The organism is Candidatus Binatia bacterium (assembly GCA_026415395.1).
Lineage (GTDB): Bacteria > Desulfobacterota > Binatia > HRBIN30 > HRBIN30 > HRBIN30.
In genome coordinates, this window is sequence record JAOAHD010000007.1 from 253,223 (window position 1) to 266,628 (window position 13,406).

Consider the following 13,406-nt stretch of genomic DNA (forward strand, 5'->3'; position numbering starts at 1 on the left):
ACAGGGTTGTTGGATTCGCTAGAAGAAGAGGGCAAGTTGTCCGAGGAGGAAGCGCGGGAGCTCCGGCTTGCGGATATCGTGATCAAAGGCAAGTCGCGGGAGACCGGCGAGGTTGATTATTTGGTCGTAGAAGTGTCGGCTGGGATTGGGGTTGACGACGTGGCGCGCGCAGCGCAGCGTGCGGGGCGACTCGGTCGTGCTCTCGGAGCGCAGGTGGTCCCGGTGGTTACCGGCGAGCTCATTCACGGCGATGCGGTGGTGGAGGCAGCCCGGCTGCGGGTGTGGAAAGTGCTGGACGGATATTGCGAACCGCCGGGCCCGCCGCCGCAACGGTGCCTAACCGGTAACCTCCCGCAACACCGTCTGGATTCAATGGCTCGCTTTGCGCACCGCTCGTGTTCGTCCGCCGCTCCGTCCGTGACGACTACGGGCGGCACGTCAGGCTGCAATCCCGCGCTCAACCCCGAGCCGACTTCTTCTCCGACTCCTTGCCCGAGTATTTCCGCTCCGCAGTGTCCACCCGTACGCGCTCGCCAGTTTCGATGAACAGCGGAACCATGATTTCTAGCCCCGTTTCCAACTTCGCTGGCTTCCAAGTCGAGTCGGAACTGCCGCGCTGCGGGGGCCCAGTTTCCACCACTTGAAGGACAATCTGATCGGGCAGGACGACGTCGACGAGTTTCCCGTCGATAAACAGCGTCTTGTATTCCTCCCCCTCTTTGAGGAACCAGCGCTTCTCGCCGACCTGCGCACTCGAGAGCTCCAGCGGCTCGAAGCTTTCGCTGTCCAAAAAGATAAACGTATCTCCTTGTTTGTAGCTAAATTGCGCCTTGCGTTGCTCGAGATCGGCAACGGGCACCGCCTCAGTGTCGGCGAATGTGCGCTCGATGACCCGCCCCGAGGCCAAGTGGCGCATGCGCGCGTGAACCTTTTGTTTGAACTTCGCTGTGCCGGTGCTGTGCATTTCCTCGATGACGTGGGGAACACCGTCCAACAGCAGTACCATTCCGCGCTTGAACTCTGCGGGCGAAACGGTCGGCATCCGTCAACCTCCTTCGATCTCCTTTCTGCTGGTTCAGCGGGGGCGAGCCCCAAGGCCTGGTTGGGAAATTTCTGCCCATCCGCCGGTTGCAATGTAACCTTCGAGTTGTTCAATGAGGAACTGCTTCTCCTCGAGGAGCGCCTTCACCACATCGCCAATGGAAATCATCCCGACGACGTTGCCGTTCTCTTCGACCGGTAAGTGGCGAATCCGGCGCTCGGTCATGAGTGCCATACACTCTTCCAGCTTTTGTTCGGGATGAGCGAAGATAATCGGCGCGCTCATGACCTCCCGCACCAACGTTTCCTTGGAAGTCTTGCCTTTGAGGACAACTTGGCGCGCGTAGTCGCGCTCGGAAAACATCCCCACGGCCTGGTCTCCGTCGCACACCAAAAGAGCGCCAATATCCCTCGCGGCTAGCTCTTCCAGTGCCTCGTATACGGTCTGGGTGGCCTGAATCGTCCACACGCCCCGGCCCTTCTTCTCGAGAACTTCGTTGACGTTCCGCATGGGAGCCTCCTTCGTTTTGCAATTTGTCCCAGCGTGTTGTGCCACCGACCTTGCCGCCAACCGCTCCCGCACGCCGTATGGGGTGTATCGTATTCTGCCTGCTTTGGCTGAGTTGCTCAAGAACCGACGTGGCTCTTTTGCGGCCGCGGTCTATCCACGCTTGCTAGCTTGTAGGCCCTGAAGCCGAATCGGTCGGTGACCGGGGTTGACGGGATTGCTTGGCTTCGATAATAGGTCGAGTTGCTGCGTGGTTAAGGGAAGCCGGTGCGAGGCCGGCGCGGCCCCCGCCACTGTAATCGGAACGAAAGCGGCAAGGATGCCACTGCCCGATTCGCTCGGGTGGGAAGGCGCCGCGAGTAGGTTGCCGAGAGCCAGGAGACCTGGCCCGCAGCGGAAAACGAGAGGTGCCTTCCGGGGTGTGAGGGCCATGCAGAATGGGTCGGAAAAAGCTCATGCCCGGGGCGTAAGCGCGCTGCCGGGTTTTTTGCGTGACGCCAACCGATCTGCGTGCGCCCTCGCTCATCGGCCCGGCGACAACCCGCGCTTCCGCTGGAGCGCATGACACGGGGAGGTTTGTCATGCAGCAACGTTTGGTTCGTTGGTTTTGGTGTACTGGCATTGCGGCTCTGTTTTGGGCTTCTGGAGCGGCGGCTTCAGTTGTCGGTCCGCCAGACTACATCGTCGGTCAAGTCACGTTCCCGGGCGCCGCAACGGGCGACGTGGCCGTGGTGGGCACGGCGGTGTTCACCGGGCAAGGCTCATTTGGGGGTGGAACCCAATCGGTGGCGCGCCGGGACTGGGACGGCACTGTCACTACCGTGGTGGCTAACCTGAACTCGATCGGCGGGCTCGCAGGTACGCATGCGTACCTGTTCATTACCGATAATGGTGGTGAGCAAAGCGGAGCGCTGACCGGCGACACAGTGTTTGCCCTACCGAATCCCACGATTGTGTCATCGCCGGTCAGCGCCGTTGGCCTGGAAATCGATGCCCCAGGCTCGATTCCTTTTGTGCAGGGAATTGCCCTCGCCCCCGATGGCGAGCCGTACGTCGGTGACGCCGCCGGTAGCGGCAGTGGCCGTGTGTTGCGACATCGTGCGTTCGGGTACCCACCGTTCGACACGTTGTTCACGGGCTACGACTATGTTGCGGGCTTGGCGTTCGACGAGGAGGGCCGTCTGTACTTTGGCGAGCTAACGAATAGCTTCGTCGGCCGTATCTTGCGGTACGACCCGGTCACCAATACGCACGCGCTGATCGTCTCCGGTCTTTCCGGCGCGTATGATCAGGCGTTCGATCACCGCGGGCGCTTGTTGGTAACCGGAGGATTCACCAACGATTTCAGCAGCAGCACCATTGTTGCTGTGGATGAGTTGGGTAACGTCACCGAGTTTGCCCGTGGTTTTTCCTTCACCACGGGAATCGATGTCGATCCGATCTCAGGGCGCGTGTACGTTGTCGACTTCGGCTCCGCCGATGTCACGACCTTCACCCCTCTCGACCGCCTGGTTGGCGGTGGCGGCGTGGCGAGCCGTGATTGCATGAGCGAATTTTCTGATGTTGTGCCGTTGCTCAACCGCAAGGGCCAACCCACTTCCAAATCTGAGTGCCGCGATGGCGACGCGTGCGATCGCGACGGTGCTGCGAACGGCACCTGTACCTTCGCCGTGGGTGTATGTATGCGCGTACCCCGGACAGGCTGCACGGTGCCGGGTTTGGCAAGCATCGAGATCGCGCAGCCGGGTCAGGCTGCTTTAGACACCAGTGTGCAGACGCTCTTAGCAGCAGCCCAGGCGAACTTGGGCGGTACTGGTCCGGTGTGTGTCGGACCTGTTCCCGTGCAGGTGCCGCTGGTCTCCACGCCGCGAGGTTTGCGGCCGGGACGCAAGGCCCTGCGAGTCCGCGTGCGGGACGCTGCGCAAAGGACGGACATAGATCGGTTGACGTTGCGGTGCCTACCATAAGTGGCGGCTTGCCGCCCGTGGAAACGCGCTGGCGAGCATGAACCCACCTGTCTGTCGCGTCGTGGCGGCGTGCCGACCAGCGGGGGTGCGCTGCCACGCGCGCCGGCGGTGGTGGTTGTTCGTGGTACCCATCTTCGTTGCGCTGGTTCCGAACACTGGCTGGGCGGGCCCGTTTGCGGATGCGGTGGTTGCTTTTCGCCCAGGAGCGGGAGCAGGCTACGGACAAGACCGACTTCCTGAAGTGGTCCTCGGCCCACCACACGGCGGTGGGCTGCTCGAGGGTTCGCTCGATGTCGTATCGCTCGGACACGGCGGCGAGATCGTGTTGCGCTTCGATCCGCCAGTGGCGTGCGACGGCCCGGGGCCGGATCTCTTGGTGTTCGAGAACGCGTTCCATGTTGGATCAGCAACCGGACCAGTGTTCGCCGAGCTCGCCTTTGTCGCCGTGAGCCAAGATGGCGTGCACTTTCGCGAGTTTCCCTGGAATGCGCAGACTTGGGACGGTTTAGCCGGCAAGACCCCGGTATTAAGCAATCCCGAAAACGGCATCGATCCGCGCGATCCAAGCGTAGCCGGTGGCGATGCCTTCGATTTGGCACAAGTCGGCTTGGAGTGGATCCGCTTTGTGCGCATCACCGACGTCGGCAACTTAATTGACGATCCGGGCAACCGCTTGCCCGGGGGAGGCACCGCAGGTTTCGATTTAGATGCGGTTGCGGCAGTATATCCCTGCACTCCGGAGACAGCGGCGAGTCCCTCGCCCACGCCGTCCCTGAACGCAACGCCAACGGCCACGCCGACACCTTCGACCACGCCGACGCCCACGGCCACACCGCAGCCTCCGCCGACTAGCTCGCCAACGGCGATGTGCCCGATCGCAGAGGCACTGTGGAATGCGTTGTTCGAGAGCTCGGTGGCTGCCGACTGGAACGACGATGGCAGGCTATCGGTGGCCGACCTTGTGGCAGCGCTGCGTCAGGACGCGTGTAGCCAGAGGGCTGCGCCGACGAGATTTTAGGCAGGGGAGTGCGCGGCGGTGTGGAGAAGAGTCGAGGTTGGGGTGTTGCTCCTTGTGAGCAGCGTACTCGGAGGCCTCGCTCGTGTCGGTGCCGTTGCTCGCGCGGAAATCCACGAAAGAATTACCGTACGAGCCTCTCCCCTTGCGGAAGGCCGCGCGCATGCTCCGACCGCGTTTGTCAACTCTGTGGAGACGGAGCGGTACGCTGACGAGCTCGAAAGCGTAACGGATGCCGTGGCAGACACCGTGGGCGTCAGCGTGCGCCGCTACGGCGGACTCGGGGCCTTTAGCACCTTGTCTATTCGTGGCTCCGGGGCGAACGAAGTGCAGGTGTATTTCGATGGCATTCCCCTTTCGCGGGCACAAAACGAAGTGGTCAACCTAGCGGACCTCCCGCTCGATAGCCTCGAGCGCATCGACATCTACCGCGGTACCACGCCAGTCAACTTCGGCGTGGCTGGCATTGGGGGTACCGTGAACCTGATCCCGAAGAAGCCGACCGACACGCCGTACCGGCAAGCAACGCTCGGGTACGGGTCGTTTACGACTCGAAAAGCGAGCGGTACGATCGTGGAACGGGTGGGCAAGTTTCAGTTGTTCGGGAACGTTGCGTATCTCGGGAGCGCGGGGAATTTTCGCTTTCGCAGCGACAACGACACTCCTTTCAATCCTCTCGACGACCGCGACGCAACACGGGTGCACAACTCCTTTGACAGTGTCTCGATGCTTTGGCGGGCGCGCCGAGAGTGGGATACGGGCAGGTGGGCTGATGTGTTGCAGGAGCTGTTTTGGAAGGAGAACGACTTACCCGGCCGTGGCGCCAACCCATCGCTGCATGCTTGGGCGGGCCGGCTTCGGCTCTTGCAAGCTGCGCGCGGCCGTGCGGCGGCTTGGCCGGCGTCGTCGATCGATACCGAAGGTCAAGTGTTTTTCGTTTTCGATCGGTCGCACTTCCGCGACCCCTTCGGCGAGCTAGGTGCCGGGCAGCAGAATCGCCGAGACGATTCCTGGCTCGTCGGTGCCAATACGACAACGACGGTCTACGCTTCCTACACGCAAACGCTTTCGGCGTTTCTGGAGGGAACGCGCGAAGAGTTTGTGCCGGAGAATACGGCCGTGCGTGCTCCGCGCGAGCCCAACGCTGTGCGCTGGCGGCTTGCGCCCGTGTTCCAGCATCAATGGGAGTTGTGGCGAGCTGCCGTCTTGCTTGTTCCCACGATGCGTGTCGAATGGGTGTACGACCGCTCCGACGGCGCCTGGCAAAGCTTCGGGCGCGTGATTCCGCCTTTAGAGCGCGAGACCAGGCTGTGGAGCCCGAGCATCGGTGCAGAGTGGCGGTTGGCGGCCGGCTTGGTGCTGCGTGGAAACTTAGGTCGTTATGGGCGCACGCCGAATTTCACAGAGCTCTTCGGCAACACCGGCAGTGTGATCGGCAACCCGGAGTTGCGCTCGGAGCAGGCGTGGAATCGCGACATTGGGTTCCGTTGGCAACGCAACTTTTCCGCCCACGACCTTTCTCTCCAGAGTGAGTATGCGTATTTCAACAACGACGTCGAGCGCTTGATCGTGTTCGTGCAGCGCTCCGCCGCGATCTTCAAGCCGGAAAACGTTGGCCGAGCGCGACTCCGCGGTCATGAGGCAGGGTTGCGTCTGGACTGGCGGAAGCAGCTCCTCATCGATGCCAATTACACCTGGCAGGAGCCAGAAAACCGCAGCTCGGTGCTCGGAGGCATTTACCTTGGGAAACGACTTCCGGGGCGTCCGCAACACGAACTGTACACGCGGGTCGGCCTATCGCTCGGTCCGGTGTCACCGTTCTTCGAGTTCAACTATGTCAGCGGAAACTTCCTCGACCAGGCCAACTACGACGCTGTACCGGCGCGCACGGTGCATAACCTCGGCCTCAAGTGCGAGTTGCCATATGGGTTCCGGGCCACGCTGCAGTTGCGCAATGCAACCGATAACCAAATTTCGGACGTTGCCGGTTTCCCGCTGCCTGGCCGCGCGATCCTCGCGACGGTGACCTGGAACCTCTCAGGGAGCAGACAATGAACAAGGACCACGGTTGCCAACTTCTCTGGGCATGGGCGCTGTGTGTGTTCCTCGAAGCCGCATGCTTCGCGGCTGCAGTGCCCGCGGCGCCAGTGCTGCCGGGAGACTGCAATGTGGACGACAGTGTTACGGTCGATGAAGTGATCCAGCTCGTTCGCATCGGCTTAGGTGAAGCGGAACTGCGCGACTGCCCAGCGGGAGACGGGAATCGTGACGGGGTGGTCACGATCGAGGAAATCGTGGCTGCTGTGCAAGAGTTGCTCACCGCCCCGGCGCTGCCTCCCGTTGCGTTCGTGACGGCAACGGACTTTCAAACCGGGGGCTTCGCTTTGGTCGATGCAGAACCCCCGTTTGCCGTCCAGCCGACCACTCCCGCCCGCCGCCTCGGGGCTGATCCGGTGGCTCGGGTGTTTGGTCGCCGGGTGTATGTGGTCAACCGCTTCGGCAGCGATAATTTGCAAGTCCTTGATGCGGCTGGTGGATTCCGCAGCGTCGTGCAGTGTTCGACCGGCAACGGTTCGAATCCGCAGGACATTGCGTTTCGTACGGGCGTAGTGGCCTACATGCCCTTGCTTGCGCGGCCATGGGTTCTCAAGGTTAATCCCCATCCAGCGTCGGATTGCAGTGACTTTGTTCTCGGCCAAATTGACCTGCGTGCGTTCGTTGATGCTGACGGGAGTCCGGAGGCCAACCAAGCGGCGGTTGTGGGCGAGCGCTTGTTTGTCACTCTTGAACGTTTGGAAAACTTCTCCCCGGTGCGGAACGGGACGCTTGTGGTGGTCGATACCCGCACCGATGAGGTCACAGGGGCTGTGGAGCTGAGTGCGCCGAATCCGTTCGGCATGACCAAGGGGCTCACGGTCCGTGGCGATTCGCTGTACGTTTCCCTCGTGGGGCAGTTCGGAGTTGCCGATGGTGGGATCGAGGCTGTGAACTTGGAGACCTTGCGCGCTTCGGGTTTGCTGCTGAACGAAGAGGAATTGGGCGGGGATGTGACGGATTTCGTCTTAGTCGACGAGGATTTGGGTTACGCGATTATCTCCCGGCCGGATTTTGCCACAAGCCTGGTACGCTTTAGCTTGCGGCGCCGCCAGGTGGAGACGATCGTACCGGCAAGCGATGGCTTGTCCGATATCGAGGCCAGCAATCGCGGGTATCTGTTCCTCACCGACCGTAATCTGCACCGTCCTGGCGTGCGGGTGTTTCGCACCTTCGATGGTGTAGAGCTGACACCGGCACCGCTGTTCACCGGTTTGCCACCCTTCGACCTGGTGTTTCTCCAGTGAGGCTGACTTTGCAAAACACTCGTGCTGCTCGTGGATTGCGGTGCTTGGTTTCTGCCGCTGTTCTCGCTTGCGTGTGCTTGCTCGCAAGGGCGGGAGGCGTTGCGCGTGCCGATGGTGCGCCGCAACGCATCGTGTCGTTGGCTCCGGCGCTCACGGAGCTCGTGTTTGCATTGGGCGTCGGCGACCGCCTCGTCGGCGCCACGGCGCAGTGTGACTTCCCTCCGCAAGCGCTCACACTCCCGAGAGTGGGCACGTTTCTCTCTCCCAACGTGGAAGCGGTGCTTCATGCCCGTCCGGACATCGTGCTGGTCAGCCCGAGCCCGGGGAATCGCCGTGCGGTTGAGCAGCTCCGGAACTTGGGTTTGCGCGTGTTCGTCGTAGATCCGCAGACCGTGCAAGACCTGGCTGCAACCGTGCGCCAAGTGGGCAAGGCGTTGGGGGTCGAAGAACATGCGGATCGCCTTGCAGATCGTTTCGTTGCCTCGATAGAAGCCACGCAGCGCCTTGTTGCTAGTTGTCCCCCTCGAAAGGTGTTGTTCGTGGTTGGTCGGAACCCGCTGATTGCGGTTGGCTCTGGAACGATGCAGGATGAACTCATTCACCTGGCCGGTGGGACAAACGTGGTCCGCGCGCACGGTTGGCCAAAGGTTTCGATCGAGTCTGTTCTCCAGGCAGGCCCCGAGGTCATCATCGATGCCACAATGGGTAGTGACAGCACGAATGCAGGCGATGGGGTGGCCTTTTGGGACCAATTTCCCCTGTTGCCCGCCGTGAAAAACCGGCGTGTTGTGATTCGGGCTGACGACCGCATCCTCCGCCCGGGTCCGCGCTTGCCGGAGGGACTGCGGGCGCTAGCAGAAGACATCCATCCGGAAGCGTTCACGAACGTGGCTCCAGCCGAGTGACAGCACCATGCACCCTGATGGCGTCGGGCCGAGCGCGTGGTCGCGCTCATGGTCGCTACCGCGGCAGAGTGAGCGCCCGTACCTGACCCGCAAACGCGTGGTCGTTGTGTTGGCCGTTCTTACGTTCACTTTGCTCGCCACTATGGTGGTTGCGGCTGTGGTGGGGAATGTGTCCTTGCATTGGAGCCAGGTGCTTTGGGGTTCCGAAGGCAGCGTCGATCGCACCATCCTTTTCGGCACGCGTTTGCCGCGCATCGCTCTGGCTGCGGTCATGGGTGCTGCACTCGGGTTGGCGGGAGCCACATTGCAGGGGTTGCTGCGGAATCCGTTGGCCGAACCCCACTTGATTGGGGTTTCTGGGGGTGCGGCGTTAGGAGCGACGTTGGCGGTGGTGGTGGGTGGTCGGGCTGTGCTCGGGAAGATGTGGGTTTTGCCGCTCGCGGCGGCGGCAGGTGCGTTCGTGTCGGTAGCGGTACTGTACAAAATCTCGCTGATTCACGGACGCCTGCAGCCGCATGTGCTGTTGCTGGCGGGCGTTGTTTACAATGCGTTTGCCGGCGCGGTCATTTTGTTCGTGAATTTCTTGGCCGATTTCTATCAGGCTCAAGGGCTGCTCTCGTGGTTGGTCGGCAGCGTAGCGGCCTATGGATACGATCTCGTGCTGCCGGCGGCAGCATACTGCGGGCTTGCGGGTGTGTGGTTGTGCAGCCAGGCGCGTGGCCTCGATTTATTGAGCCTTGGCGAGGAGAGTGCTTGGCAACTGGGGGCAGACGTCGAACGCGTGCGGCGCGTGGCTTTTCTCGGCTCCTCTTTGCTCGTCGGTGCTGTGGTGGCCGTGAGCGGTATGATTGGCTTTGTGGGCTTGATCGTGCCGCACACTCTGCGCGGGCTCTGTGGCGCGGATCACCGGCTGTTGCTGCCAGCGTCCGCCCTGGGAGGCGCAATCTTTCTCGTGCTGGCAGACACAGTTGCTCGAAGCTTGGTCTCTGGGGTGGAAATTCCCGTGGGCGTGGTCACTGCGCTCACCGGGGGCCCTTTCTTCTTGTACCTTTTGCGCCGAGAACAGCGGCGTTTTTACACGTAACGCTCGTTTTCCCAGGCCGGAAACCGAGCCGTCCGGGAAGTGTGTCGAACGCGGCTCGTCTCTGCATGGGCTGGCTGCGTTGGTCCCCCGAGCAGGGGTTCCTGTGACGGTCGTGCATTCCAGCCACGGCGATATTTCCAGGCCGTGTCGCCTTGACACCGGCGTAGCACTTGTGGAAGCAAGGGCGCGGTAGAGCTTCTGCCAAAACGTGGCAGGCCGCGAGGGAAAGGAGGTTGGGAGCATGGTCAAGCGTGTGGGGATGGCGGTGTTCGCAAGTGTGTGGCTTTTCGGGGTGGCGGCATCGGCTCAAGAAGCGCAGACGAAAGCCGCGGGAATTTCGCGCAGTTTCGATCGCTACGAACAAGAAGCCGCAGTGAGCGAGGGGTTCTGGGTCGAAGGCGCGGCTGGCGTGGTGCAGGACGTGGTCAAGGATGCCGTCGGCAACAAGACCACCAGTTCGGTGGACTTCGGTGCGCTGCGGGCGAGCTACGGGATGGACATGTTCGAAGCCGGTCTGACATTCCCCTTCTGGCAACACTCCGAGGTGGAGGTTCGCCAGGGCTCAAATGTCCGCAGCCGCGGTGAAGAAGGCCCGGGTGACGTCTCCTTATTTGCCAAGGTGCTTCCGTTGCGCAGCGAGTATTTGGATGCGGGCGCGGGCTTGCAGGTGAGCTTCCCCACCGGCGACGAAGACAAGAACTTGGGCATCGGGGAGGTGGGAGTACTGCCGTTTGCGACGGTGGCGGCCCATCTCGCACCGTTTGCTGTGCGCGCGCACGGTGGATATCGGTTTGTCTCGGATATCACGCCCACGGCCCGCGAAGCGATCGTATACGGCGGGGGAATTTTTTACATGTGGAACGAACAGCTTGCCCTGCGCTCGGAGATCAACGGGGCGATTGTGGATGTTCCCGGCAAAGAGAACTTTGACTTGATCCTGTGGCAACCCGGCGTGGACGTTCGACTGCCGATGGGTGGCTACGACATTTTGCTTCGACCCACCGGGACTTACGGAATTAACGAGGAGTCCCCAGATTGGGGCTTTGGCGGTTCGATCACCGTGTGGGCGAGGCCGTAATCCGGCGTTGCCTGCGCAACAAGTCTGGCCCACCGGCACCCGAACTTGTTGAATTGCCGTGAGCCGTAGGGCGCCCTTGCCTACGTTCGTTCGACAAGCGGAGGGGTGTTTGTGGCGAGAGTCGTTGCGATCTCAGGCTACGTTGTGTTGCGCCGGCGCCGGTGGGCAAAAGATTGGCTCAAAGTGTGACGATTGGTGAGAGTACCTTGTCTTCCAGCCAGCGCGAGAGATCTGCCAGGCTTTGCGCACTGATCTCATGCCCCATATCGAACTCCCGGTACGTGGCAGGAACGCGCAGGGCGCGCAGGTGTTCGAGGGATTCGCGCCCGCGACTGACGTCGATCAGCTCGTCGCGCGTGCCGTGATGGACCAACGTGGAGAGGTGCGATCGGTCTGCAGGCTGCAGTTCTCGTACCAGCGGCGCGGGAAGCCAGGAACTTAGAGCAACGAGGGCGGCGAAGCGTGCGGGTTCGCTCAGCGCTAGCGCATAGGCCATGACCCCGCCCTGGCTAAAACCCAAGCAGACAAGCTTGCGCGGGTTTACGGGGTAGCGTTGCAAGGCCGCGTCGAGGAAGCTCTGCAGTTCGCGAACGGCCGCTGCGAATGCATAAGGATCCGGAGGTGCTCCCATTGTAATTGGGAACCATCCGTAGCCACGCATGGGACCGAGCGGCACTTCCAGCGGACCCTGGGGGCAGAGAAACAAAAACCGACCGTGGCCTACGTGGGGCGCGAGGCCAAGCAAATCTAAGGCGTTGGCTCCCCAGCCGTGGAGCGCGAGAATCGTTGGGTGAGGACCGTCGCCTTTCGGTTCGTATATGGCGTGCACGAGTCGCATGCGCCGGCTTTTATGCGAAAGCCGATGTTAGGGCCACATCTGCCACAGGGTTAAAGTAAGGGCGGAGCGACGCTCCCACGAGTGGCCAGGCTGGGAACCGTTTTGCTTTAAAGTTCGAGGTCGAAGAACTGTTCGTACAGACGGCGCCAGGTTTCGTACCGCGCTGCGTACCGCTCACAGTTCGGTGCTGGCTCCAGGGTTTGGTGTTGGACCCACGACTGCGCTGTGCTTCGCAGCTTGTCCAGGTTCCCGCCGCTGGCCATCAGGATTGCACAGCCGAGGGCCGCACTTTCAGGCTCGTTCGCAACCTGCAGCGGTCGGCCCAACACGTCGGCGAGGATGCGGAGCAAGGCCAAATTCCGCGTCATCCCTCCACTCAGCACGATGCGGCGTGGCGGCGTGCCGAGAACTCGCTCGAGCTGCTCCAAGTTCGCGCGCAGCGCAAAGCCAACGCTTTCGAAGAACGCGCGCATCAACTCTTTTGCGCTCGGGCGCACATGCAAGGTTGGATAGGGGAACAAGATGCCACCTGGCCGACGCAGGGCAATGCGTTGGATATCGAACACCGAGGGGCCAACGAACAAGATTGCCGATGTGTCCGGACACGCGGCGGCAGCCGCCTCCAGTTGAGTGCGAGCGACCTCGTGTGGTTGGTCGCCGCGCAGCAAATCGATGAGCCAGCGGTAGGCATCCCCTGTATCCCCAGCGTTGCTTTCCAAAACCCAGCGGTCCGGAACCACGTGGCAACCAGCCCAAAGAGAAGATTGGGGGTCGAGGCAGAGCTCGTCCGTCACGGCTTGCACCGGCGTGGTCGTGCCCAACGTGGCACCGACGACACCCGGATCCAGCACGCCTGCTCCCAAAAGGGAGCACTGAGTGTCTGCGCCGCCGACAAAGACCGGCGTGCCCGGCAATAGCCCGAGAGTTTCTGCAACGTCCGCCCGTAGGTTCCCCGCTTGTTCCCCGGGTTGGCGGATGTCGGGCAACAGCGAGCGCGGGATGGAGAACGCCTCGAGGATTTGCGCCGCCCAGGTGCGCCCCGCCACGTCGAACAGCATGGATTCCGTCGCATTCGAGGGTTCGGACACAAACTCGCCCGTGAGCCGCCAGTGGATCCAGTCGTTCATCATCAGGATTCGGCTGACTTCGCTCTCGCTGCGCTTGCGGTACCACAAGTAGCGGCACAGCGGGAAAATGAACGGGGCCGAGTGCCCGGTGATCCGGTAGAGCCGCTCAGCGCCGAAAACTTGCAGTACATCCATGCCCTCGCGGAAGCCGCGCGCATCGATGTTTGGGCCGGCGTACACCTCGATGCCGCGGTGGTCGACGAACACGCAAGCCTCGCGTTGGCTCGTGGCTGCAATGCCGGCGATATCTTTGGGTGCGGCGCCCGCTTGCTCCACCGCGGCGCGAATGCAACGGCAAAGGGTAGCCCAGAACGCGTTGGGGTTGAAACTGAACCATTTAACCGAGGGCAATTCCGGGTCCGGCGTAACCTCGTAGGTCCACTCTTCGGCCGCCCGCGCGCGCAACTTCCCGTGCGCGTCGAACACTACGCATTTTCCGCTACCGGTGCCCGCATCGATGGCGAGGAAGAAGTCCATGGCAGTGCCCTGACCAAAGGTCGAC

The 13,406-nt window shown here is 62.0% G+C and carries 12 protein-coding genes and 1 riboswitch; of the genes, 7 read left to right on the top strand and 5 right to left on the bottom strand.

The genetic code is table 11. The annotated features are described in order from the left end of the window. Positions 1 to 18: 18 nt before the first annotated feature. From N3C12_05725 to N3C12_05735, 3 genes are all read right to left on the bottom strand, one after another. The gene (locus N3C12_05725; protein ID MCX8071933.1) at positions 19 to 246 is read right to left on the bottom strand and encodes a hypothetical protein; all 228 of its coding nucleotides are present in this window, start codon (positions 244 to 246) and stop codon (positions 19 to 21) included. 211 nt (positions 247 to 457) lie between these two features. Continuing rightward, a complete protein-coding gene (locus N3C12_05730; protein ID MCX8071934.1) occupies positions 458 to 1,042 on the bottom strand; it encodes an elongation factor P in 585 nt (194 codons plus the stop codon). Between the two features lie 33 nt (positions 1,043 to 1,075). After that, a complete protein-coding gene (locus N3C12_05735) occupies positions 1,076 to 1,552 on the bottom strand; it encodes a CBS domain-containing protein (protein MCX8071935.1) in 477 nt (158 codons plus the stop codon). A gap of 221 nt (positions 1,553 to 1,773) precedes the next feature. Beyond that, positions 1,774 to 1,955, top strand: a riboswitch (cobalamin riboswitch). Positions 1,956 to 2,130: 175 nt separating this feature from the next. Here N3C12_05735 and N3C12_05740 point away from each other — a divergent pair. From N3C12_05740 to N3C12_05770, 7 genes are all read left to right on the top strand, one after another. Then, positions 2,131 to 3,516, top strand: coding sequence for a hypothetical protein (locus N3C12_05740; GenBank protein MCX8071936.1), 1,386 nt, complete (start codon positions 2,131 to 2,133; stop codon positions 3,514 to 3,516). A 37-nt stretch (positions 3,517 to 3,553) separates the two neighbouring features. Continuing rightward, on the top strand, positions 3,554 to 4,534 hold the full coding sequence (locus N3C12_05745) for a hypothetical protein (protein MCX8071937.1): 981 nt from the start codon (positions 3,554 to 3,556) through the stop codon (positions 4,532 to 4,534). 18 nt (positions 4,535 to 4,552) lie between these two features. Beyond that, positions 4,553 to 6,586 carry a TonB-dependent receptor gene (locus N3C12_05750; GenBank protein MCX8071938.1) on the top strand — a complete coding sequence of 678 codons (2,034 nt, stop codon included), beginning with the start codon at positions 4,553 to 4,555 and terminating at the stop codon, positions 6,584 to 6,586. Then, complete coding sequence (locus N3C12_05755; GenBank protein MCX8071939.1) at positions 6,583 to 7,872, top strand: hypothetical protein; 1,290 nt, start codon at positions 6,583 to 6,585, stop codon at positions 7,870 to 7,872. Before N3C12_05750 ends, N3C12_05755 begins: the two co-directional genes overlap by 4 nt. 44 nt (positions 7,873 to 7,916) lie before the next feature. Then, positions 7,917 to 8,777 carry a cobalamin-binding protein gene (locus tag N3C12_05760; protein MCX8071940.1) on the top strand — a complete coding sequence of 287 codons (861 nt, stop codon included), beginning with the start codon at positions 7,917 to 7,919 and terminating at the stop codon, positions 8,775 to 8,777. Between the two features lie 7 nt (positions 8,778 to 8,784). After that, a complete protein-coding gene (locus N3C12_05765) occupies positions 8,785 to 9,861 on the top strand; it encodes an iron ABC transporter permease (protein MCX8071941.1) in 1,077 nt (358 codons plus the stop codon). 241 nt (positions 9,862 to 10,102) lie between these two features. Next, positions 10,103 to 10,939 (top strand): hypothetical protein, encoded by an 837-nt coding sequence (locus N3C12_05770; protein ID MCX8071942.1) that lies wholly within the window; start codon positions 10,103 to 10,105, stop codon positions 10,937 to 10,939. A gap of 178 nt (positions 10,940 to 11,117) precedes the next feature. On the opposite strand, the gene N3C12_05775 is transcribed toward N3C12_05770, so the two are convergent. Together N3C12_05775 and N3C12_05780 are read right to left on the bottom strand one after the other, a co-directional pair. Next, positions 11,118 to 11,777 (bottom strand): alpha/beta hydrolase-fold protein, encoded by a 660-nt coding sequence (locus N3C12_05775; GenBank protein ID MCX8071943.1) that lies wholly within the window; start codon positions 11,775 to 11,777, stop codon positions 11,118 to 11,120. Positions 11,778 to 11,884: 107 nt separating this feature from the next. Then, positions 11,885 to 13,381 carry an FGGY-family carbohydrate kinase gene (locus N3C12_05780; protein MCX8071944.1) on the bottom strand — a complete coding sequence of 499 codons (1,497 nt, stop codon included), beginning with the start codon at positions 13,379 to 13,381 and terminating at the stop codon, positions 11,885 to 11,887. Between the last annotated feature and the right edge of the window lie 25 nt (positions 13,382 to 13,406).